This is a genomic window from Mesorhizobium sp. M7A.F.Ca.US.007.01.2.1 (assembly GCF_003998165.1).
Classification (GTDB): domain Bacteria; phylum Pseudomonadota; class Alphaproteobacteria; order Rhizobiales; family Rhizobiaceae; genus Mesorhizobium; species Mesorhizobium ciceri.
The window spans coordinates 1-20,956 of sequence record NZ_RZQP01000104.1; the positions used below are offsets into that span (position 1 = coordinate 1).

Sequence of the window (20,956 nt, forward strand, 5' to 3'; positions counted from 1 at the left end):
GTATCATCCCGGCCGTTCCGGCACGATCAAGCTCGGCCCGAAAACCGTGCTCGGAACTTTCGGTGAATTCCATCCGAAGACGCTGGAAGGGCTCGATGTTTCCGGCCCGCTGTGCGGCTTCGAGGTCTTCGTCGATGCCGTGCCTGAACCGAAGGCCAAGCCGACGAAAACCAAGCCGAAACTGGAACTGTCGCCCTTCCAGGCGGTCAAGCGCGATTTCGCTTTCGTCGTCGACAAGTCGGTCGAGGCCGGCACGCTGGTGCGCGCAGCGCTCGCCGCCGACAAGAAGCTCATCACCGCCGTCTCGGTCTTCGATATTTTCGAAGGCGCTTCGCTGGGCGAGGGCAAAAAATCGATTGCCATCGAAGTGTCGATCCAGCCGGTCGAAAAGACGCTCACCGACGAGGATTTCGAGGCACTGGCCAAGCGCATCATCGAGAATGTCGGCAAGCAGACCGGGGGCGTTCTGCGGGGCTAAAAAACTTGCGAGCAGATGGCGAATCGCCCTCCAAAGGGCGATGGACCATCTGCGGTATTCCGGCCTTCCCCTTGAAGAACAGCGCGCGGCGTTTCTCGCCATCGTGTCTGCCGACCCGCTGTTATGCGACGCGGTGGCGCGGGCTCGCACGCTCGACCTGCCGGACTGGCTGGTGGTATCCGGCGCTCTCTACAACAGCATCTGGAACCACCTGACCGGCAAACCGTCGGGCTACGGCATCAAGGATGTTGATCTTTTCTACTTCGATGACAGCGACCTGTCCTATGAGGCCGAGGACGCGGTGATCCGCCGGGCGGAGAAGCATTTCGAGGGGCTGGCGTTGCCGGTCGAGGTGCGCAACCAGGCGCGGGTGCATCTGTGGTATCCGCAGAAGTTCGGACGGCCGTGCCCGCGCTATTTGAGCGCCAGCGAATCCGTTAGCCATTTTGCCTCGAAGACGCACGCCGTCGGGGTTCGATACGACGCTGACGGGCAGCTCGAGATCGTGGCACCGTTTGGTCTTGACGACATTTTCTCGTTTCGCATCACGCCGAACCGGGTGATGGACAATCAGCGCACGCATGAGGCGAAGGGTAAGCGTGCAAGGGAGAATTGGCCGGAGATTAGTGTCGAGCCTTGGTAAAAATGTCGGCAGGGCAGAGGGGGGCGCTTCATGTCAGCGTCCCCACCTTCTGCACCGCGCTGCGTACGAAAAAGGGGCGCGCGGCGCCCCTTCCGATTACTCACCAGTTTTCACCCATTCACCAGCGTCAGCTCCTTCTCCGCATAGCGCCTACCGACCACCTTGTCGGGCGACAGCGCGTCACCAATCGCCTGCACCTCGACCGCGCTCAGCGCGATCCCGGCAGCCGCCGCATTCTGCTCCAGATGGCGTATCCTTCTTGCGCCGGGGATCGGCACGATGAAATCGCCCTGGTGCAGCACCCAGGCCAGCGCCAGTTGGGCCGAAGTTACCCCCTTTTCAGCTGCCAGCTTTTCCAGCGTCGCGATGACAGCGGCGTTGGCTTCCATCGCCTCGGCCTGGAAGCGCGGCAAGGTCCGGCGCCAGTCGTCGTCGCTCAGCGCCTCGGGCTTGGCGATCGTGCCGGTCAGCAGGCCACGGCCGAGCGGGCTGTAGGGAACAAAACCGATGCCGAGTTCGCGGCAGACGGCGAACACCTCGTCTTCCGGGTCGCGGCTCCACAGCGAATATTCGCTCTGCACGGCAGCAATTGGATGCACGGCATGGGCCCGGCGGATGGTCGCCGCACTCGCCTCCGACAGGCCGAGCGCGCGCACCTTGCCCTCGCGCACCAACTCGGCCATGGCACCGACCGTGTCCTCGATCGGCACGTTGGGGTCGACACGGTGCTGGTAGTAGAGGTCGATCACATCCGTGCCCAGCCGCTTCAGCGACGCCTCGGCGACCGCCTTGACGTGCTCGGGGCGGCTGTCGACGCCGGCCATGCGGTCGAGGCCTGTACCTTCCTCCAAAATCCTGAAGCCGAATTTTGTCGCGATCGTCACCTTGTCACGCGCGGACTTCAGCGCCTTGCCGAGCAGGATCTCGTTCTCGAACGGGCCATAGACCTCCGCCGTGTCGAAGAAATTGACGCCGATATCGATGGCGCGGTGCAGCGTGGCGATTGCGTCGGCTTCCGCCTGGCCGCCATAGGCGAAGCTCATGCCCATGCAGCCGAGGCCGACGGGATATACGTTCAATTCAGTTCCTAGCTTGCGGGTTTGCATAATGCGTCTCCTTGTTGCGATGCGGCAGAAATAGCGCCTTGCCTTGTGTTCGATAATCGGCTCTCATTTGCACGGGCTGTTCTAAAAGATAGATCAATGAATCGCGCGCATCTTTCCCAACTGGCCGTGCTGGCAACCGTTGCCCAATGCGGCAGCTTTCGCGGCGCGGCCAGGGAATTGGCCATCGCGCCTTCGGCGGTCAGCCATGCGGTGTCCAGCCTAGAGGCGCGGCTTGGCGTTCGGCTGCTGGCGCGCAGCACACGCAGCGTCGCGCCGACCGAAGAAGGTGCGCAGTTGCTGGAACGGCTGCGACCGGCGCTGTCGGAGATCGATCTGGCGCTGGAGACGGCAATCGAGACGCGCGACCGGCCGGCCGGCAATCTGCGCCTGACCGTGCCGCGCACCGCAGCCCATTTGGCGCTGACGCCACGGTTGGGCGCCTTTGCGTCGACCTATCCCGATATCGTGCTGGAGATCGTCATCGAGGACCGTTTCACCGACGTGGTGGAAGGGGGCTTCGATGCTGGCGTCAGGCTAGGCGAGAGCCTGCAGCGCGACATGATCGCGGTGCGCATCGGGCCGGACCTTCGCGGCGCGGTGGTCGGCGCCCCGGTCTATTTCGAGGTCAACCCCAAGCCGCGTCACCCGCGCGACCTGGCTGACCACCGCTGCATCCGCTTCCGCTTCTCCAGCGGCATCCTCTACCGCTGGGAGTTCGAGAAAGGCCGCGAGGCGATCGAGATGGCGGTGGAGGGACCGCTGATCCTCGACGAGGACCACTTGATCGCCCAGGCGGCGGTCGACGGCGCTGGGCTCGCCTTCGTCTTTGAGGATTATGTCCGCGCGCCGCTCGCCGACGGCAGGCTGATCCGTGTGCTGGAGGACTGGTGCCCCTCCTTCGACGGCTTCTTCGTCTATTATCCGAGCCGCCGGCAAATGCGCCCGGCGCTCCGGGCGTTTGTCGATTTCTTCAAGGTGAGTGGATAGAGCGGGCTCGCCCCTCCCCTTGTGGCCCTCCGGAGGGAGAGGAAGGGCACCGGCTGTGATAAGCTCGCGCCTTCCTCTCCCCCTCCGGAGGGAGAGGAAGGGAGCCAGGCTCGGCGAACTCGCGCCTTTCGTCTCCCTCCGGAGGGCCCTGATGGGAGTCCGAAGGACGGGCGAGATCGGCGGCTCGCCCCGATAGGTCGGCTGAGGGAAGGGGTGGGTAGCGCCCTACGAGACCCCCACCCCGCTTCGCAAAATCCGCTTCGCGGCATTTGCTGCGCGACCCTCCCCACAAGGGGGAGGGTGAAGCGCGCTGGAAGAAAGCCGAACCAACATTCGTTCACTCCCCATGCAAACATCGATCACCAACAGCCCCACCCGCTATGGCTGGGGCGCGATCCTTCTCCACTGGCTGATTGCGCTCATTTTCATCGGCCAGTTCGGGCTCGGCTTCGTCATGGTGCGGCTGACCAGCCAGCGCACCGCCTTCGAGCTGATCCAACTGCACAAATCTTTCGGCTTCCTGCTGCTCGGGCTTGTGTTGCTGCGCATCGCCTGGCGTCTTGGCAATGCAACGCCGGCGCTGCCGCGCTCGGTCGGAACCCTGGAGCGTCGGGCAGCACCGTTGGCCCATCTTGCGCTCTACGCGTTTCAGCTTGCCTTGCCCTTGTCCGGCTGGGCGCTGGTGTCGGTCTCGATGCTGGAGATCCCCAGCCTGCCGTTCAACCTGTTCGTCATGCCGAACCTGCCGCTGGCCGAATCGGATGGTGCCGAGAGCTTCTGGGCGGCTGCACATTGGTATCTCGCCTATGCCGGCATGACGCTTGTGGCTCTCCACGTCGCGGCGGCGCTGCGGCATCATTTCCAGCTCAGGGATGGCGTGCTCACGCGCATGGTCACGCCTTCGTCAGATTCGGAATAGAGCGAGCGGTTCATTCGTTCATGGAGTGAGGGCGCAAGAAATGCGCTGCCTCCAACAAGGAACATCCCCATGTACACGCGCATCCTCGGATTTGCGGCGGTCGCCGCTTGCCTTGCCATGCCTGTTTCTGCGGCCGTCGCGCTGGGTGACGCCGCCGGCAGCTATTCGATCAGCCCGGCCAGTTCCAGCATCCGCTTCTCCATCGGCAAGGTCGGCGGCGGCGGCCTCAATGGCACCTTCGCCCGCTTCAAGGGCTCGATCCGCATCGACAACAGCGATGTCGGGCGCTCAGCTGTCAATTTCACCATTTTTCCCGAAAGCGTCGGCACCGGCCAGGGCCGTATCGATGCCTTCCTGCGCTCCGACGCGGTGTTTGATGCCGCCAACAGCCCGGAAATCCAGTTCCGCTCTACCAGCGTGACCCGAACCAGCGACACCACGGCTCTCGTCAGCGGCCGGCTGACGGCGCGCGGCAAGACGTTCCCGGAAAAATTCACGGCCGAGCTCGGCGGTCTCAAGGCCGGCATGATCAAATTCCATGTCACCGGCAAGGTGCTGAGGTCGCGCTACGGCATGGATGTCGGCACGCCGATCTATTCCAACATCGTCGACTTCGACATGACGCTGACCGGCAAAAGGGGCTGACCTCGTCATTGGCTTTTCCGGCGATTTCGGGCAAACCTCGTCGCCTGTAATCGTGATGGAGAAGCCTGATGTTCCGATGGGGTGTGTTGTCGACGGCCAAGATCGGCCGCGAGCATTTGTTGCCGGCGATGGTCGAGGCGGAGAATAGCGTGCTGTCGGCGATCGCCAGCCGCGATCTGTCGAAGGCCAAGGCGCTGGCCGATCGCTTCGGTGCGCGGCATGCCTTCGGCTCCTATGAGGAACTGCTTGCCTCCAACGAGGTCGACGGCGTCTACATCCCGCTGCCGACCTCGCAGCATGTCGAGTGGGCGGCCAAGGCCATCGAAGCCGGCAAGCATGTGCTGGTCGAAAAGCCGCTGGCGCTCGACGCCAAGGACATCCTGCCGCTGATCAAGCTGCGCGACCAGAAAAAGGTGCTGGTCTGCGAAGCCTTCATGGTCATCTACCACCCGCAATGGATCAAGGTGCGCGAGCTCATCGCCAGCGGCGCCATCGGCCGGCTGCGCCATGTGCAGGGCGCGTTCTCCTACTACAACGTCGACCCCAGCAACATGCGCAACCAGCTCGACCTCGGCGGCGGCGCGCTGCCCGACATCGGCGTTTACCCGACCGTGTCGACGCGCTTTTCCACCGGCAAGGAGCCGCTGCGCGTGCAGGCGACGATCGAGCGCGACAAGACATTCGGCACCGACATCTACTCCTCGATCCGTGCCGATTTCGGTGACTTCGAGCTGTCGTTCTATCTGTCGACGCAGATGGCGGCGCGCCAGGTGATGGTGTTCCACGGCGAGAAGGGTTTCATCGAGTTGTTCTCGCCTTTCAATGCCGGGCTCTACGACCACCACCGCGTCGAACTGCACAACCAGAACCACACCGAGGCGCAGGTTTTCCGCTTTCCCGGCACGCAGCAGTACCGGCTGGAGGTCGAGACCTTCGCGCGCGCGGCACAGGGCGGCAAGGAGCGCGTCTTCACGCTGGAGGAATCGGTGCTCAACCAGAAAGTCATCGACGCCATCTTCCGCGCCGGCGGCAAAGAAGGCTGGGAGACCGTCTGAATTCCTTGCATTGAAATAGCCGGCTAATTCTGGGAGGAAAAATGGCTGACGATGCGGACGTGATCATTGTCGGCGCCGGCCTTGCAGGGCTGGTTGCCGCCGCCGAGCTCGCCGAGGCCGGCAAGAAAATCATCATCGTCGACCAGGAGCCGGAGCAGTCGCTCGGCGGCCAGGCATTCTGGTCGTTCGGCGGCCTTTTCCTCGTCGATTCGCCCGAGCAGCGGCGCATGCGCATCCGCGATTCGCATGACCTGGCGCTGGAAGACTGGCTCGGCACCGCGGCTTTCGATCGGCCCGAGGATTTCTGGCCGCGCAAATGGGCGGAAGCCTATGTCGGCTTTGCCGCCGGCGAAAAACGCTCCTGGCTGATACAGCGCGGCCTGAAATTCTTTCCCGTGGTCGGCTGGGCCGAGCGAGGCGGCGGCAATGCCATCGGCCACGGCAATTCGGTGCCGCGCTTCCACATCACCTGGGGCACGGGCCCCGGCGTTCTCGACCCCTTCGTACAGCGCGTGCGCGAGGCGCAGAAGCGCGGACTGATCAGTTTCAAATTCCGCCATCGGGTCGATGAATTGACCCGCACGGGTGCGACTGTCGACGGGGTGCGCGGCGACATCCTGCAACCGAGTACCGCCGAGCGCGGCCACAAGAGTTCGCGCGAAATATCAGGAGATTTCGAGCTTCGCGCGCAAGCCGTGATCGTCGCTTCCGGCGGCATCGGCGCCAACCATCAGCTTGTGCGGGAAAACTGGCCGCAGCGGCTGGGCGCGGCGCCCAAGCGCATGATCACCGGCGTGCCCGATCACGTCGACGGCCGCATGCTGGCGATCACGGAACAGGCCGGCGGTTCGATCATCAACCGCGACCGCATGTGGCACTATGTCGAGGGCATCAAGAACTGGGCGCCGATCTGGACCGACCATGCGATACGCATCCTGCCCGGCCCATCATCGCTGTGGCTCGATGCGCGCGGCAAGCGCCTGCCGGTGCCGCTCTATCCCGGCTTCGACACTCTGGGCACGCTCTCCCACATCATGAGCACCGGCTTCGACTATTCCTGGTTCATCCTGACCAAGAAGATCATCCAGAAGGAGTTCGCGCTGTCGGGCTCCGAGCAGAACCCCGATCTGACCGGCAAGAGCTGGCGCCAGGTGCTCGGCCGCGCCACATCGGGCATTCCGGGCCCCGTCAAGGCGTTCATGGAAAAGGGCGAGGACTTCATCGTCGAGGCCGATTTGCCGGCGCTGGTCGCGCGCATGAACGCGCTGGCCGGCGGCGAGGCGCTGCTTGAGGTGGCTCAAGTCGAGCGCGAGATCCACGCCCGCGATAGGCAGCTCGACAACCCGTTCTCCAAGGATATGCAGATCACCGCTCTGCGCGGCGCGCGCGCCTATCTCGGCGACCGGCTGATCCGCACGGCCAAGCCGCACAAGATGCTCGATCCGGCAAATGGCCCGCTGATCGCGGTGCGGCTCAACATCCTGACCCGCAAGACGCTGGGCGGCCTGCAGACCGATCTCGACAGCCGCGTGCTGGGGGCAGATGGGCAGCCGGTCGCCGGGCTCTATGCCGTCGGCGAAGCCGCCGGTTTCGGCGGCGGCGGCGTGCATGGCTATGCGGCGCTCGAAGGCACCTTCCTCGGCGGCTGCATCTTTTCCGGCCGCAGCGCCGGCCGGGCAGCGGCTGCCTCGGTGGCGTGATGGGGCGCCACTTGGTCCTCAGAGTTTGGCCGCGATCACCAGCGCCAGCCGCCCTGTCCAAGCGCGGTCACCGCACCGACGATCCGGGTGAAGCTGGTGCGGGCGCGGCCAACCGTGTGCCGGGCTCTGAGATAGCCGTGCACCAATCCCGGCTCCTCGAACCACGTCGCGTGGCCACCTGCCGTGATGATCAGGTCGCGATAGGTCTCGCCATCCGATGACAGCGGGTCGCATTCGGCGGTGATCAGCACTGTCGGCGGCAAGTTGGAGAAATCGGTGTCGGCAAGCGGGCCCAGCGTCGCATCGCCGCTACGGTCTTGCCCTCCAGTGCGAATGTGCTTGTAGAATTCGAGATCGCGCACGGTCAGCATCGGCGCTTCGGCGTGCTTGACATAGGAGCCTTTCGAGCGGTTTCCGCCGAGGCCGGGATAGATCAGCACCTGGCCGACCGGCCTTTTCGAATGGCCGCGCGTGGCGTGACTGACGGCGGCGCAGAGATTGCCGCCGGCGCTGTCGCCGCAGAGCACGATAGGATGATCCCGATTGGCGGCGGCCCATTCGAAGGCGCTCATGGCATCGTCGAAGGCGGCTGGATGCAAATGTTCCGGCGCGAGCCGGTAATCTACGGAGACCACCTCATAGCCTGTGCGCGAGCACAGCTCCGCGCAAACATCGTCATGGCTGTCCAGCCCACCAAGGATGAAGCCACCGCCATGGACATAGAGCACCGTCACGCCTGCCTGAAGTGGGCTTCGGTAGATACGGATCGGGATATCGTGCGTCGGCGTTGCAATGGCGGAGGTTTCGACAGCGATGCCCTCGGGGTAGCCGGCAAAGAATTCCCGGCACATGCGGTCGTAAATCTCGCGCTGCTGCGCGATCGTGTAGTCGATCGTATCGGGCGGGTAATAGGAATTGGTGCGCTCGATGAAGGCCCAGGTCTCGGCGTCGATGAGCTTGATGTAGTCGGTCATGGGTGCTGGAGAGGCGGCCAAGGCTGAGCCTGGGCGCCCCCCTCTGTCCTGCCGGACATCTCCCCCTCAAGGGGGGAGATCGGATGTCGCGAAGGCTTTCGCCAACCTTCTGCGTCGCAAGAAGAGTGCAGAGATCGAAGCTGCCAATCTCCTCCCTTGAGGGGGAGATGTCCGGCAGGACAGAGGGGGGTAAGCGCCGTCATTTCGGCAACAATCCTTACTTCCCCTTCCACACCGGCTCACGCTTCTCCGCAAAAGCACGAAAACCCTCCATATTGTCCTCGGAGCCATAGAGCGCATCGACCGTCGGCAATTGCCGGCGGGTCACCTTGTTCATGGCGTCCTGGAAGGTCAGCGCCTCGGCCACGCGCGCCGTCTCCTTGATCGCGGCAAACACCAGCGGTGGGCCGCCTGCGAGCAGCCGGGCGATCTCCCAGACGCGATCTTCCAGCTTTTCCTTGGGCAGCACTTCGTTGACCAAGCCCCAGCGATGCGCTTCAGCGACATCCATCCAGCGGCCGGTGAGCAGAAGGTCCATGGCGACATGGTAGGGGATGCGCTTCGGCAGCTTGATCGTCGCCGCGTCGGCCAGCGTGCCGGCTCGGATCTCGGGCAGCGCGAAGGAGGAATGATCGGAGGCGTAGATGAGGTCGCAGGACAGCGCCAGCTCGAAGCCGCCGCCGACCGCCATGCCGTTGACGCACGCGATGATCGGCTTGTTGAGGTCGCGCAGCTCCTGCAGGCCGGCAAAGCCGCCGACGCCATAGTCGCCGTCGACCGCATCGCCGCCGGCAGCTGCTTTGAGGTCCCAGCCCGCGCAGAAGAACTTGTCGCCAGCGGTCTTGACGATGGCGACGCGCAATTCCGGATCGTCTCGGAACGCCTTGAAGGTCTCGCCCATCAGCCGCGAGGTCTTCAGGTCGATGGCGTTGGCCTTGGGCCGGTCGAGGGTGACTTCGAGGATGGTGCCCTCGCGGCGGGTCGAAATGACGTCAGACATTCTTGTTCTCTCCCAGCACCAGCAGCGCGTCGGCGATCCAGGCGCCCTTGCCCTCTGCACAGACGATCAGCGGGTTGATGTCGAGTTCCTCGATCTCCCCGGCATTCTGCTGCACGAAGGCGGCAATGCCAGAGATAGCATCGATGGCAGCCGCGACATCGGCCTTCGGCCGGCCGCGATAGCCTTCGAGCAGCGGGAACAGTTTCAGGCCGCGCAGCGCCGCCTCGATATCGTCGCGGGTCGCCGGCAGCATCAGCGTGACGCTGTCGCGCAACAGCTCGACCAGCACGCCACCAGTGCCGAGCGTCATCACCGCGCCGAACATCGGATCGCGGGTGAAGCCGACGATGAGTTCGGCAACACCGTCGCGCACCATGCGCTCGACATAGAGCCCGGTGCCGAGCGGCAACAGGTCATGCGCTGCGGTGCTGACGGATTCGGCATCCCTGAGATTGAGCCTGACAGCGCCAACTTCGGATTTGTGGGTGACGCCGAGCGCCTTCAACGCGACGGGAAAGCCGAGCGCCATGGACGAAATCACCGCCTCGACGGCATTGGCTGCGCGCTCGCCCTTCGGCACCGGCAGGCCGGCTTTGATCAGCCGTGACTTCGCCTCGGCTTCGTCGGGCGTGACGTGGTCCCCGCCAGAGGCGCCGGAGGCCGACGTGTCGATCGGCTGCGCCTGCGGTTCAGCCCAAGCCCAGCCGATGAAGGCTGCTGCGCCGGCTGCATCCATCGCTTCCGAAATGCCGAACAACGGCACCATGCCGCGCGCCATCAGTTCGGCGGTGTATTCCTCCGGCAGGTTCTCCGGCAGCGAGGAGACGATCGCACCATGCGCCTTGTTGGTCTTGAGCGCCGATTCGAAAGCGCGCAACGTCGCCCACCAGTCGGTGACCGAGCAGCGGTCGGGTCGCGGAAAATCGAGCACCAGCATGTTGAGGTCGAAACCGCCCGACACCATGGCGGTGAAGGTGGCGGTCATCGCCGGCTCGTTGTTCCAGATGAAGGTGTGATAGTCCAAGGGATTGGCGACCGCGACCAGCGGCCCGAGCGTCGATTTGACATGGGCGCGGTGGCTGTCGGTCAGCACAGGGAAATTGACCCAGCGGCCTTCGGCGCTGTCGGCCATGACGGAGGCCTCGCCGCCGGAGCAGCTCATCGACGACAGCCTATAGCCGGGCAAAGGTCCGGTGATGTGCAGCAGCTTCAGCGCCTCGATGAAGGCGGGGATCGAATCGACACGCGCAATGCCGAGCCGCCGCAGGAACGCACCCGAGGCCGCGTCCGAGCCGGCGAGCGACGCGGTATGCGAGACGGTCGCTTGCCTGGCCTGTTCGGAACGGCCGACCTTCATGGCGATGATCGGCTTCTTCAGCTCGCGGGCTCGTGCCGCCAGCCGTTCGAAGCCGGCTACCGAATCGAAGGCTTCGATGTGCAGGCCGAGCGACGTGACCCGCTCATCCTCGATCAGGCCGAGCGCCATTTCGGACAGGCCGGTCTGCGCCTGGTTGCCGGCGGTCATCAGGAAGGCGATCGGCAGGCCGCGCTTCTGCATGGTCATGTTGATGGCGATGTTGGAGGACTGGGTGATGATGGCGACGCCCTTGCCGCCTTCGGCCAGTCTTATGCCGCCATGCTGGTCGGGCCACAGCAGCGCGCCGTCGGCATAATTGATCAGGCCGTAGCAATTCGGCCCGATGATCGGCATCTGGCCGGCCGCCGCGACCAGCTCGGCCTGCAGCCGCTCGCCATCATCGTCATAGGCCTCGGTTTCGAGGAAGCCGGCGGCAAAGCAGACGGCGCCGCCGGCGCCGCGTTCGGCCAGCGCCTTGATCACCTCGATGGTCAAATGCCGGTTGACGCCGACAAAGGCAGCATCCGGCGCGCCGGGCAGGTCAGCCACCGAACGATAGGCCTTGCGACCGGCAACCTCGTCCTTGGTCGGATGCACCGGCCAGATCTCGCCGGCAAAACCCATCTTGATCGATTGCGCGACGACGGCTGCGGCCTGCGCGCCGCCGAAGACGGCGATCGATTTAGGCCGCAGGAGACGCTCCAGTTTATGCATATGTTATGCCCCGAACGGGCGCAGCAGCGCCCTTGAAATGATGTGGCGCTGGATCTCGGATGTGCCTTCCCAGATGCGCTCGACGCGCGCGTCGCGCCAGATGCGCTCCAGCGGCAGATCGTCCATCAGCCCCATGCCGCCATGGATCTGGATCGCTTCATCGGCGACGTATGCGAGCATTTCGGTGGCTTTCAGCTTGGCCATGGCCATGTCCTGGTCGGTGACGGTGCCCTGATCGTACTTCCAGCCGGCTTCGAACACCATCAGGTCGGCGGCCTTCAGTTCGGTCGCCATGTCGGCGAGTTTGAACGACACGCCCTGGAACTTGCCGATCTGCTGGCCGAACTGCTGGCGCTGCGCGGCGTATTCGACGGCATGGCCAAGCGCACGCTCGGCGCGGCCGAGGCAGGTGGCGCCGACCTGCAGCCGGGTGGCGCCTAGCCAGGAATTGGCGACATCGAACCCCTTGTGGACTTCGCCCAACACTTGGGCTCCGGGTAGCCGGCAATCGTCGAATTCGAGGATGGCGTTGGTGTAGCCGCGATGCGAGACGTTGCGGTAACCGGCACGGACGGTGAAGCCTTTGGTGCCCTTATCGACGAAGAAGGCGGTGATCTTCTTGCGTTTGCCGCGCGGCGAATCCTCTTCGCCTGAGGCCATGAAAACGATGGCAAAGTCGGCGAGGTCGGCGTGGGAGATAAAATGCTTGGTGCCGTTCAGCACCCAGTCGTCACCGTCCTGCACGGCGGTTGCCTTCATGCCACGCAAATCGGAGCCGGCGCCCGGCTCGGTCATGGCCAGGCAGTCCCATTTCTCACCACGGATGCAGGGGAACAGATATTTCTCGCGCTGCTCGGGCGTGCCGGCCAGGAGGATGTTGGAGGGGCGCGCCACGCAGGTCCAGTGCAGCGCGTAATTGGCGCGGCCGAGTTCCTTCTCGTAGAGCAGCCAGGTCACCGTATCGAGGCCCGCTCCGCCGACATCGGCCGGCATGTTGGCGGCATAGAGCCCGGCCTCGATCGCCTTTACCTTGATCTCTTCGATCAGGTCGCGGCGCAGCACGCCGGTGCGCTCGACCTCGCGCTCATGCGGGTAAAGCTCGTTCTCGACGAACGCGCGCGTCGTCTCGACGATGAGCTTCTGTTCCTCCGACAGCCCGAAATCCATGCTCTCAGCCTTTCTTCTTGCCGGTCTTTTTCTTCGGCTTTTCGGCTTTCTTGACCGGTTTCAAGGCTTTGGCCTTCTCGGCCGCCTTGGAGGCCATGGGCTTCTTCGCCGCCAGCTTGGCCAGCTGCCTGGTATAGTCCTTGTGCAGCGCGCCGGCGCCCCAGCCCTTGCCTTTGTTCTGTTTCGACAGCGCATCCATGATGGCGACCAGATTGTCGTCGCGGATCTTTTCCAGCTCGCGGATCGACAGCCCATGCGCCTGTTCGTCCGACTGCGTGGCGATCAGGTCGACCAGTTCGTCGTTGAACTCAGGCACGTCCATCAGCTTGGTCCATGGCCATTTCAGGCACGGCCCGAACTGCGCCATGAAGTGGCGCATGCCGGCCTCGCCGCCGGCGACGCGATAGACCTGGAACATGCCCATCTGCGCCCAGCGCAGGCCGAAGCCATAGCGCATGATGTCGTCGAGTTCCTCGACCGTGCAGATGCCGTCCTTGATCAGCCAAAGTGCCTCGCGCCATGCCGCTTCGAGCAGGCGGTCGCCGACGAAGGCCTCGATCTCCTTGCGGATGACGACAGGCTTCATGCCGATCGAGGCATACATCTCCTTGGCGACCTCGATCGCCTCGGGGAAGGTCTGCTCGCCACCGACGATCTCCACCAGCGGCAGGAGATAGACCGGATTGAACGGATGGCCGACGACCAGCCGCTCCGGATGCTTCTTCATCGCCACCTGCATGTCGGTCGGCTTGATGCCGGAAGTCGAGGAGCCGACAATCGCGTTGGCCGGCGCGTGAGCGTCGATCTCGGCCAGCACGCGGTGTTTCAGGTCGAGCCGCTCCGGCACGCTCTCCTGGATGAAATCGGCATCGGCGACCGCTTCGGCGATGGTCCTGGCGAAGGTCAGCTTGCCCTCTTTCGGCAGCCCGCCGGGCACCATCTGCTTATAGGCGCGGCGCGCGCCCTTCATCACTTCGCCGACCTTGCGCGACGCCTCGGGATCGGGATCGAAGATCGACACGTCGATGCCGTTGAGCAGCAGGCGCGCCACCCAGCCGGCGCCGATGACGCCGCCGCCGATGGCGGCTGCCTTGTTGATGATGCTCATGCTGAAGCTCCGGTTCTTGTCGCGGCGGTTGCGGGATCGATGAGGGGTACGCGCTCGCCGGCTCGGATCACCGAGGGATCGTAGGCCTTGCGGGCAAAGACTTCGAGCACGAAGGGCCGGAAGAATTCCATCGACAGCGTGTCATAGTCGGGGTCGAAGCTGGACTGGTCCCAGCGTTCGCAAAACTGGTCGCAATCGTCGAAATAAGCATGGCCGGCAAAGCGGTCGCGGGCGTGGCGGTTGCCGCCGAGATGATGGGCATAATAGAGCCGCTGGAAGTCGCCATGCTTTTCCACCACCCAAGTGCACTGCTCGCGCACGAAAGGTTTCAGGATCGAAGCGGCATATTCGTCGTGATTGTAAGGCGCATAGATGTCGCCGATGTCGTGCAGCAGCGCGCAAGCGATCCAGTCGGTGTCTGCGCCGTCGCGCCAGGCACGTGTCGCTGCCTGCAGCGAATGGCCGAGCCGGGTGATCTTGTAGCCGGAAAGACCCGCGTCGAGCTGCACCAGCGCGTCGAGCAGCCGCTCGCCGGTCCTGGCCGCATAGTCGATTTCATGCGCGGTCAGGAACTCGTAGTCGTCCCGGTCGCCATCCTTCATCGCGGTGAATTTTACGGTAGTCATGCCGACCCTCCCGACGAATAATTTATGCCGCGATCGGCGCCCGCTTGGTGAGGTTGAGCTTCTGCCGTACCTCTTCCGGTCCAAGGATTCTGGCGCCGAGATTGGTGACGATGCTGGCGGCGCGCTCGACCAGCTGAGCATTGGTGGCCAGCACGCCCTTGTCGAGCCACAGATTGTCCTCCAGCCCGACGCGGACATTGCCGCCGGCCAGCACCGCCGCCGCGGCATAAGCCATCTGGTTGCGGCCGATGGCGAAGGCCGACCAGTTCCAGGTCGACGGCACATTGTTGACCATGGCCATGAAGGTGTTGAGGTCGTCAGGCGCACCCCACGGCACGCCCATGCAAAGCTGCACCAGCGCATCCGGGTTGAGCACCTTTTCCTCGACCAACTGCTTGGCGAACCACAGATGGCCGGTGTCGAAAGCCTCGATCTCCGGCTTGACGCCGAGCGCCGTCATCATGCCGCCCATGGCGCGCAGCATGCCGGGCGTGTTGGTCATGACATAGTCGGCCTCGGCGAAATTCATGGTGCCGCAGTCGAGTGTGCAGATTTCCGGCAGGCATTGGCGCACATGTTCCATGCGGTTGGTGGCACCGCCCATGTCGGTGCCTTTTTCGTTGAGCGGCAGCGGCGCTTCCGGCGATCCGAACACCATGTCGCCGCCCATGCCGGCGGTCAGGTTCAGGATGACGTCGACTTCTGCCGCGCGGATGCGCTCGGTCACTTCGCGGTAGAGATGCACGTCGCGCCTCGGCCTACCGGTCTCGGGATCGCGCACATGGCAATGCACGATGGCGGCGCCCGCCTTGGCCGCATCGATGGCGGAATCCGCGATCTGCTTGGGCGAGCGCGGCACATGCGGGCTGCGGTCCTGCGATCCGCCGGACCCGGTCACGGCACAGGTAATGAAGACCTCACGGTTCATCGCAAGCGGCATGGAACTCTCCTCCGAAAGAAATAGACCTCAACAATGCCCGACTTGCCGGAAACTGTTTTGCGTTTTACGAAGCTTCCATGACGAAAAGCGAAAAACCAACGATCTTTCGCGCCGAGCGCTTGCCGCTTAGGGTGACGCTGCTGGTATTTTCCGGTTCGTCGATCATGTGCGTCGCATCCGCCGTCGATCCACTGCGCGCGGCCAACCGCATCTCCGGCGAGACCCTGTTCGATTTCAAGCTGGTCTCGGTGACCGGCGAGGCTCCAGTCACCACTTGCGGCCTGCCGGTGGCGGTCGGCGGCCGCTTCGATGCGGGCGAGTCGACCGACGTTCTTGTCGTCGTCGCCGGCTTCGGCACCCAGAACTATGCAACCTCGGCTCTGTTGTCCGGCCTGCGCCGGGCCGCACGGACAGCACGCGCTTGCGGCGGTGTCGAAGCCGGCACCTGGCTGGTGGCGCGCGCCGGCCTGCTGGAAGGACGCAGCGCCACCACCCACTGGGAAGACATGGAGGATTTTTCCTCGGCCTTTCCCGGCGTCGACGTGCGTCCGGACCGTTATGTCATCGACGGGCCGGTGTTCACCTCGGGCGGCGCGTCGCCGACCTTCGACCTGATGCTGCATCTCATCCGCACGAGGCTCGGCATGGCCGTCGCGCTCGATGTCGCCAGCGTCTTCATCTACGACCAGGCGCGCGCCGCCACCGACGCACAGCCGCTGGTCTCGCTCGGCCGGCTCGATGGCTACGATCCGCGGCTGGCGCAAGCGATCCGGCTGATGGAAGCGCATGTCGACCAGCCGCTGACCATTGAAGCGGTGGCCAAGCGCGCCGGCGTGACGGCACGGACGCTGGAGAGCATCTTTCGCAAATCGATCGGCGAGACACCGGGCGCCTATTATCTCAGGCTGCGCCTGGGCGCCGCGCGCCGGCTGGTGGTCGATACAAGGATCGCCATGGCCGATATTGCCGGGCGGACCGGATTCTCATCCGCCGCGGCGTTTTCAAGAGCGTTTTCAAGGGCTTTCGGCGAAGCGCCGGTCAGGCTGCGCCGGGGCTGACTATGATAGAATCAGGCAGCGTTCTGACGGTCGCTGCCGCCGTCGATCTGCGAGCGCATTTGCTTGGCAAGATGGGTCTCGAAACGGCTGGCCACAGCGCGATCCCATTCGTTCGAGCGGCGCGTGCCGTCCTTCGGATGCGGCATTGCCATCAGCCGGTCGATGATCGATCCAGCCTCGCCAGGTGAGAGCAGGGCGTCGATTTCACGTTCGTTCTGCATATCGGTTCGCCTCCTTCTTCCTCTCCCGCCACGAGCCACTCTTATACGAGATTCGTGACGGCAGTTTGAAGGCAAGAGCGAGGTCATTGAAGGGCGTCGAAGGGCAAAACCATGTCGCTGGACCGGGCCATGCGCAAAGCTGTTCCTGCGCCCAGGCAGGTCAGGTCAAGGAGAAATCTATTGTTGGATTGCGCAATTCCCAAGGCAAAGCGCTGTACGCTTTTCCCGGGGAAACCGTTACCCACTTTTCCTGGAATTGCTCAAAGCCGCTTTTCGAACAGCACCGTGGTGAAGCCACTGTCCCATTCGTCATCGGGATAGCGGCTTTTCTCGATATAGCCGACCGCTTTGTAGAGTGCTTGTGCGGGCAGGTTGAACGTGTCGGTCTCCAGCCGCGCCTGCGCCAATCCGGCCGCACTGACCGCCTGTTCGGCATGGGAAAGCAGCTTGCGGCCGACACCTTGGCCTTGACGGGATGCCATCACGTGCAGGGCCTCGATGAAATCCGCGCGCCAATGGATCAAGCCGGCGACCTCGCCATCGATCTCGGCAACGGCGAATTCAGGCCAGCTCTGGTCGACATAGCGCCCGCCAATATCCGTCTCGACATAGCGTTGCGCGGCTGCTTCGGTGATGTTCGGCAGCCAGGTGCCTTCGAAGGTTTCCTGCAGCACCTGCTTCAGCGCCGGAATATCGCTCGCCTGCGCAGGGCGCACGATGATTCGATCCTCTGCCATTTCCGTCTCCTGCCAATGCATGTCGCCCAAAGTGCACAGCGGTTTGGGACGACGACATGCCGCCGCACGGGCCCTCTTTCGGTGACACGTGTAGCGTCCTGGTCCCACGCAGGCTGCCGAAGATCTGTGCGATCCTCGGCAGCTTGTCGCGAAGTGGGCTGACTAGCAGATGGCGATGGCGGCGGCTTTCAGCCAGTGGCGCCGGATGTCGGTCCAAAGATGAAGCGGCGCTCGCCCTACACGTAGCGGTTGACGATGTTTTCCAGCAGTTCCTGGCGGCCGGACCTCGGCTGCGGCTCGATCTTCTTCTTGACGACACGCTCGGCGATATCCTCAAGCGTGCGCTTGCCGGCAAGCATCGCCTTGCCCTCGGCCGTGTTCCAGCCGGCATAGCGTTCGGCCAGCGGCGCCGACAGTGCCTTGTCCTCGACCATGCGCGCCGCGGCTTTCAGGCCGCGAGCGCAAGAGTCCATGCCGCCGATATGGCCGATCAGCAGGTCCTGCGGATCGAGCGACTGGCGGCGCAGCTTGGCGTCGAAATTGGTGCCGCCGGTCTTGAAGCCGCCAGCCTGCAGGACTTGGTAGTAGGCCAGTGCCATTTCCGGCACGTTGTTGGGGAACTGGTCGGTGTCCCAGCCCGACTGGTAGTCGTTGCGGTTCATATCGATCGAACCGAAAATGCCGAGCGCATTGGCCAGAGCCAGTTCGTGCTCGAAGGAATGGCCGGCCAGGATGGCGTGGCCCTGCTCGATATTGACCTTGACCTCCTTCTCCAGCCCGAAGCGCTTGAGGAAGCCGTAGACCGTGGCGACATCGTAATCGTACTGATGCTTGGTTGGCTCCTGCGGCTTCGGCTCGATCAGGATCGTGCCCTTGAAGCCGATCTTGTGCTTGTAGTCGACGACCATGCTGAGGAACCGGCCGGCCTGTTCCTGCTCGCGCGCAAGGTCGGTGTTGAGCAGGGTCTCATAGCCTTCGCGCCCGCCCCACAGCACGTAGTTTTCGCCCTTCAACCGCTTGGTGACGTCGATACAGCTTTTTACCGTCGCCGCCGCATAGGCAAAGACATCCGGATCGGGATTGGTGGCCGCGCCCGACATGAAGCGGCGGTTGGAGAACAGATTGGCGGTGCCCCAAAGCAGCTTGACGCCGGTCTGCTTCATCTTGCCCGCGAAGTAGTCGGCGATCTCATCGAGGCGCGCCGCACTCTCGGAAAAATCCTTGCCTTCCGGCCGTACATCGGCGTCGTGGAAGCAGAAGTAGGGCGCGCCGAGCAACGAGAACATCTCGAAGGCGACGTCTGCTTTCAGTTTTGCCAGCTCCATCGTGTCGACGCCGCCGGCCTTGGGAAACCACGGCCGGTCGAAAGTCTGGCCGCCGAACGGATCGCCACCCGGCCAGGCAAAGGAGTGCCAGTAGGCAACGGCGAAGCGCAGATGATCTTCCAGCCGCTTGCCGGCGACGACCTCATCGGGATTGTAGAACCTATAGGCCAGCGGATTGGTCGAATCCGGCCCTTCATATTTGATCTTCTGGATGTCGCCGAAAAATCCACTGCTCATGATTTCTGTCCTCTCACAAAGTTCTGACGCCATTACCTCAGGCGTAATTGGTTTCACGCCGGCGCTGGTTGAAAAGGGTCATGTCAAAGCCACCAAACGAAGGAGACAGACCATGACCGACCTCACCAAGATCGCTGAAAACTACATCACCGCCTGGAACGAAAGCGATGCCGGCCGCCGGGCCGAATTGCTCAAGGCGACCTTCACGGAAGACGTCAGCTACCGCGATCCGCTCATGCAGGGTGATGGCCATGAAGGCGTCGCGGCTCTGATCGACGGCGTGCAGCAGCGCTTTGCCGGTTTCCGGTTCTCGCTGAAGGGTACGCCGGACGGTTTTGCCGACAAGATCCGCTTCTCGTGGAATCTCGGACCTGAGGGGACGCCTTCGGTGATCGAAGGTACCGACATCGGAATCATCGAGAACGGCCGCCTCAAGAGCGTCACCGGTTTTCTCGACAAGGTGCCGGCGCAGTGAGCCGGACAGCCGCGGCGTGGGCGAAAGATCGCTCACGCCGTGGCGACCCTGATTGCCGGATAAAGCGCCCGGTAGCGCTGATAGGCATCGGCATAGGCGCCGCCGAGCGCCGCATCCGGTTCGATAGTTGCGTCCGTCCTCGGGGCCGTACAGATTTCGAGCGGATCGGCACCCGTCGCCGCGATCAGGCCGAGCCGCGCGGCACCAAAGGCGGCGCCGAAGTCGCCGTCGGCAGGAATGTCGACAGGCAGTTGAAGCGCGGTGGCAATCGCCTTCAACCAGTAGCGTGAGCGCGAACCGCCGCCGATCGCCGTCACCCGCGTCAAGGCTGTGCCGGCCGTGGCCAGCGCTTCGAGGCTGTCGCGGAAGGCAAAGGCTACACCCTCCAGCACGGCCTGGGTCAGCACGGCACGGCTCGATTGATGCGCCAGCCCGGTGAACGCGCCGCGAATGGCGGAATCATTGTAGGGCGTGCGCTCACCCGAGAGGTATGGCAGGAAGGACACGCCGCTCGGCGCCTTCAATGTGTCGCCGAGCTCAGTGGTCAACTCGCCGGCGCTCTTCCCGGTGATTTCCGACAGCCAGTTGAGCGAATCGGTTGCCGACAGGATGACCCCCATCTGGTGCCAGGTGTTCGGAAGCGCGTGGCAGAAGGTGTGAACCGCGCTAGCCGGGTTGGGCAGGTAGGAAGCGTTGGCGGCAAACAGCACACCCGACGTGCCGAGCGAAACAAAAGCGTGGCCGGCGCCAACCGTGCCCATGCCGCAAGCCGAGGCCGCGTTGTCGCCGGCGCCACCGGCGATCGGAATGCCGGCCTGGACGCCCCACTTCGATGCCAATTCGCTGCGCAACGCGCCTGCCTTCTGCGTACCCTCGACCAGCGACGGCATCTGCTTTTCATCGAGCGATGTCGCCGCGAGCAAATCCGCACTCCAGCGCCGCTTGCCGACATCGAGCCAGGACGTGCCGGCAGAATCCGACATTTCCGAAATGTGCTCGCCCGAAAGCCAGAGCCGCAGGAAATCCTTGGGCAGCAGCACTTTTGCGACCTTGGCGAAGACAGCGGGCTCGTTGTTCTTCATCCAGGCCAGTTTCGGCGCGGTGAAACCGGGAAAGACGATGTTGCCGGTCAGGGCGCGGAAACGCGGATCGGCATCGAGGACGGCGGCCTCGGCATGGCTGCGCGTGTCGTTCCACAGGATGCAGGGGCGCAGCACCTTGTCGGCGGCGTCAAGCAGCGTGGCGCCATGCATCTGGCCGGACAGGCCAATGCCCTTGACTGCCGCGAGTTCATGCGGATGGGAGGATTTGAGCTCGGCGATTGCGTCTTCGCAGGCCCGGATCCAGTGCTCGGGATTCTGTTCCGACCAGCCGGGGTGCGGCCGTGAAACATCAAGCGAACCATGGCCGGAACCGATGACGGTTTGCCCGGCATCGATCAGCAGCGCCTTGACGCCCGACGTCCCGAGATCGAGGCCCAGATA

The 20,956-nt window shown here is 63.9% G+C and carries 20 protein-coding genes and 1 pseudogene; 9 read left to right on the top strand and 12 right to left on the bottom strand.

Features of this window, described 5'->3' with window-relative positions:
* Together EN949_RS19205 and EN949_RS19210 are read left to right on the top strand one after the other, a co-directional pair.
* Positions 1-478: pseudogene (locus tag EN949_RS19205) on the top strand (phenylalanine--tRNA ligase subunit beta); the annotation flags it as partial.
* Positions 479-518: 40 nt separating this feature from the next.
* The gene (locus EN949_RS19210; RefSeq protein WP_013528306.1) at positions 519-1,121 is read left to right on the top strand and encodes a nucleotidyltransferase family protein; all 603 of its coding nucleotides are present in this window, start codon (positions 519-521) and stop codon (positions 1,119-1,121) included.
* 110 nt (positions 1,122-1,231) lie between these two features.
* Here EN949_RS19210 and EN949_RS19215 read toward each other — a convergent pair whose 3' ends face one another.
* Entirely contained in the window at positions 1,232-2,227 is a 996-nt protein-coding gene (locus EN949_RS19215; protein ID WP_027161015.1) for an aldo/keto reductase, read from the bottom strand.
* 96 nt (positions 2,228-2,323) lie between these two features.
* On the opposite strand from EN949_RS19215, the gene EN949_RS19220 reads away from it, so the two are divergent.
* The 5 genes from EN949_RS19220 to EN949_RS19240 all read left to right on the top strand — a co-directional run bounded on the left by EN949_RS19220 (position 2,324) and on the right by EN949_RS19240 (position 7,533).
* Positions 2,324-3,214, top strand: coding sequence for a LysR family transcriptional regulator (locus tag EN949_RS19220; protein WP_064992868.1), 891 nt, complete (start codon positions 2,324-2,326; stop codon positions 3,212-3,214).
* Between the two features lie 346 nt (positions 3,215-3,560).
* Positions 3,561-4,133 (top strand): cytochrome b, encoded by a 573-nt coding sequence (locus EN949_RS19225; protein WP_127365554.1) that lies wholly within the window; start codon positions 3,561-3,563, stop codon positions 4,131-4,133.
* A 69-nt stretch (positions 4,134-4,202) separates the two neighbouring features.
* Positions 4,203-4,778: a YceI family protein gene (locus EN949_RS19230; RefSeq protein WP_013528302.1), complete on the top strand. Its 576-nt coding sequence runs from the start codon at positions 4,203-4,205 to the stop codon at positions 4,776-4,778.
* Between the two features lie 68 nt (positions 4,779-4,846).
* Positions 4,847-5,833 carry a Gfo/Idh/MocA family oxidoreductase gene (locus tag EN949_RS19235; protein WP_127370910.1) on the top strand — a complete coding sequence of 329 codons (987 nt, stop codon included), beginning with the start codon at positions 4,847-4,849 and terminating at the stop codon, positions 5,831-5,833.
* A gap of 41 nt (positions 5,834-5,874) precedes the next feature.
* Positions 5,875-7,533 carry an FAD-binding dehydrogenase gene (locus EN949_RS19240; RefSeq protein ID WP_127365552.1) on the top strand — a complete coding sequence of 553 codons (1,659 nt, stop codon included), beginning with the start codon at positions 5,875-5,877 and terminating at the stop codon, positions 7,531-7,533.
* A 35-nt stretch (positions 7,534-7,568) separates the two neighbouring features.
* Here EN949_RS19240 and EN949_RS19245 read toward each other — a convergent pair whose 3' ends face one another.
* The 7 genes from EN949_RS19245 to EN949_RS19280 all read right to left on the bottom strand — a co-directional run bounded on the left by EN949_RS19245 (position 7,569) and on the right by EN949_RS19280 (position 15,419).
* On the bottom strand, positions 7,569-8,507 hold the full coding sequence (locus tag EN949_RS19245) for an alpha/beta hydrolase (protein ID WP_127365551.1): 939 nt from the start codon (positions 8,505-8,507) through the stop codon (positions 7,569-7,571).
* Positions 8,508-8,724: 217 nt separating this feature from the next.
* Positions 8,725-9,507: a carnitinyl-CoA dehydratase gene (locus EN949_RS19255; protein WP_013528298.1), complete on the bottom strand. Its 783-nt coding sequence runs from the start codon at positions 9,505-9,507 to the stop codon at positions 8,725-8,727.
* Complete coding sequence (locus EN949_RS19260) at positions 9,500-11,578, bottom strand: acetate--CoA ligase family protein (protein ID WP_013528297.1); 2,079 nt, start codon at positions 11,576-11,578, stop codon at positions 9,500-9,502. Before EN949_RS19260 ends, EN949_RS19255 begins: the two co-directional genes overlap by 8 nt.
* Positions 11,579-11,581: 3 nt before the next feature.
* On the bottom strand, positions 11,582-12,745 hold the full coding sequence (locus EN949_RS19265) for an acyl-CoA dehydrogenase (protein ID WP_127365550.1): 1,164 nt from the start codon (positions 12,743-12,745) through the stop codon (positions 11,582-11,584).
* Positions 12,746-12,749: 4 nt separating this feature from the next.
* On the bottom strand, positions 12,750-13,853 hold the full coding sequence (locus EN949_RS19270; RefSeq protein WP_127365549.1) for a carnitine 3-dehydrogenase: 1,104 nt from the start codon (positions 13,851-13,853) through the stop codon (positions 12,750-12,752).
* Complete coding sequence (locus tag EN949_RS19275) at positions 13,850-14,479, bottom strand: HD domain-containing protein (protein ID WP_013528294.1); 630 nt, start codon at positions 14,477-14,479, stop codon at positions 13,850-13,852. The genes EN949_RS19270 and EN949_RS19275 overlap by 4 nt, the downstream gene beginning before the upstream one ends.
* A 22-nt stretch (positions 14,480-14,501) precedes the next feature.
* Positions 14,502-15,419 carry a 3-keto-5-aminohexanoate cleavage protein gene (locus tag EN949_RS19280; protein ID WP_013528293.1) on the bottom strand — a complete coding sequence of 306 codons (918 nt, stop codon included), beginning with the start codon at positions 15,417-15,419 and terminating at the stop codon, positions 14,502-14,504.
* Between the two features lie 77 nt (positions 15,420-15,496).
* On the opposite strand from EN949_RS19280, the gene EN949_RS19285 reads away from it, so the two are divergent.
* The gene (locus tag EN949_RS19285; protein WP_127370911.1) at positions 15,497-16,477 is read left to right on the top strand and encodes a GlxA family transcriptional regulator; all 981 of its coding nucleotides are present in this window, start codon (positions 15,497-15,499) and stop codon (positions 16,475-16,477) included.
* 11 nt (positions 16,478-16,488) lie between these two features.
* On the opposite strand, the gene EN949_RS19290 is transcribed toward EN949_RS19285, so the two are convergent.
* The 3 genes from EN949_RS19290 to xylA all read right to left on the bottom strand — a co-directional run bounded on the left by EN949_RS19290 (position 16,489) and on the right by xylA (position 18,997).
* On the bottom strand, positions 16,489-16,698 hold the full coding sequence (locus EN949_RS19290) for a hypothetical protein (protein ID WP_013528291.1): 210 nt from the start codon (positions 16,696-16,698) through the stop codon (positions 16,489-16,491).
* Positions 16,699-16,958: 260 nt separating this feature from the next.
* Positions 16,959-17,435 (bottom strand): N-acetyltransferase, encoded by a 477-nt coding sequence (locus tag EN949_RS19295; protein ID WP_013528290.1) that lies wholly within the window; start codon positions 17,433-17,435, stop codon positions 16,959-16,961.
* Between the two features lie 236 nt (positions 17,436-17,671).
* Positions 17,672-18,997, bottom strand: coding sequence for a xylose isomerase (gene xylA, locus EN949_RS19300; RefSeq protein WP_027161006.1), 1,326 nt, complete (start codon positions 18,995-18,997; stop codon positions 17,672-17,674).
* A gap of 112 nt (positions 18,998-19,109) precedes the next feature.
* Here xylA and EN949_RS19305 point away from each other — a divergent pair, with 112 nt between their 5' ends.
* Complete coding sequence (locus EN949_RS19305; RefSeq protein ID WP_063169801.1) at positions 19,110-19,472, top strand: nuclear transport factor 2 family protein; 363 nt, start codon at positions 19,110-19,112, stop codon at positions 19,470-19,472.
* A 32-nt stretch (positions 19,473-19,504) separates the two neighbouring features.
* Here the strand turns inward: EN949_RS19305 and xylB are convergent.
* Positions 19,505-20,956: xylulokinase (xylB, locus tag EN949_RS19310; protein WP_127371753.1), on the bottom strand; the 1,452-nt coding region annotated here is incomplete at its 5' end.

Coding starts and splice junctions, on each gene's coding strand:
- EN949_RS19210 (WP_013528306.1), top strand. CDS start 519: ATGGACCATCTGCGGTATTCCGGCCTTCCCCTTGAAGAACAGCGCGCG.
- EN949_RS19215 (WP_027161015.1), bottom strand. CDS start 2,227: ATGCAAACCCGCAAGCTAGGAACTGAATTGAACGTATATCCCGTCGGC.
- EN949_RS19220 (WP_064992868.1), top strand. CDS start 2,324: ATGAATCGCGCGCATCTTTCCCAACTGGCCGTGCTGGCAACCGTTGCC.
- EN949_RS19225 (WP_127365554.1), top strand. CDS start 3,561: ATGCAAACATCGATCACCAACAGCCCCACCCGCTATGGCTGGGGCGCG.
- EN949_RS19230 (WP_013528302.1), top strand. CDS start 4,203: ATGTACACGCGCATCCTCGGATTTGCGGCGGTCGCCGCTTGCCTTGCC.
- EN949_RS19235 (WP_127370910.1), top strand. CDS start 4,847: ATGTTCCGATGGGGTGTGTTGTCGACGGCCAAGATCGGCCGCGAGCAT.
- EN949_RS19240 (WP_127365552.1), top strand. CDS start 5,875: ATGGCTGACGATGCGGACGTGATCATTGTCGGCGCCGGCCTTGCAGGG.
- EN949_RS19245 (WP_127365551.1), bottom strand. CDS start 8,507: ATGACCGACTACATCAAGCTCATCGACGCCGAGACCTGGGCCTTCATC.
- EN949_RS19255 (WP_013528298.1), bottom strand. CDS start 9,507: ATGTCTGACGTCATTTCGACCCGCCGCGAGGGCACCATCCTCGAAGTC.
- EN949_RS19260 (WP_013528297.1), bottom strand. CDS start 11,578: ATGCATAAACTGGAGCGTCTCCTGCGGCCTAAATCGATCGCCGTCTTC.
- EN949_RS19265 (WP_127365550.1), bottom strand. CDS start 12,745: ATGGATTTCGGGCTGTCGGAGGAACAGAAGCTCATCGTCGAGACGACG.
- EN949_RS19270 (WP_127365549.1), bottom strand. CDS start 13,853: ATGAGCATCATCAACAAGGCAGCCGCCATCGGCGGCGGCGTCATCGGC.
- EN949_RS19275 (WP_013528294.1), bottom strand. CDS start 14,479: ATGACTACCGTAAAATTCACCGCGATGAAGGATGGCGACCGGGACGAC.
- EN949_RS19280 (WP_013528293.1), bottom strand. CDS start 15,419: ATGCCGCTTGCGATGAACCGTGAGGTCTTCATTACCTGTGCCGTGACC.
- EN949_RS19285 (WP_127370911.1), top strand. CDS start 15,497: ATGACGAAAAGCGAAAAACCAACGATCTTTCGCGCCGAGCGCTTGCCG.
- EN949_RS19290 (WP_013528291.1), bottom strand. CDS start 16,698: ATGCAGAACGAACGTGAAATCGACGCCCTGCTCTCACCTGGCGAGGCT.
- EN949_RS19295 (WP_013528290.1), bottom strand. CDS start 17,435: ATGGCAGAGGATCGAATCATCGTGCGCCCTGCGCAGGCGAGCGATATT.
- xylA (WP_027161006.1), bottom strand. CDS start 18,997: ATGAGCAGTGGATTTTTCGGCGACATCCAGAAGATCAAATATGAAGGG.
- EN949_RS19305 (WP_063169801.1), top strand. CDS start 19,110: ATGACCGACCTCACCAAGATCGCTGAAAACTACATCACCGCCTGGAAC.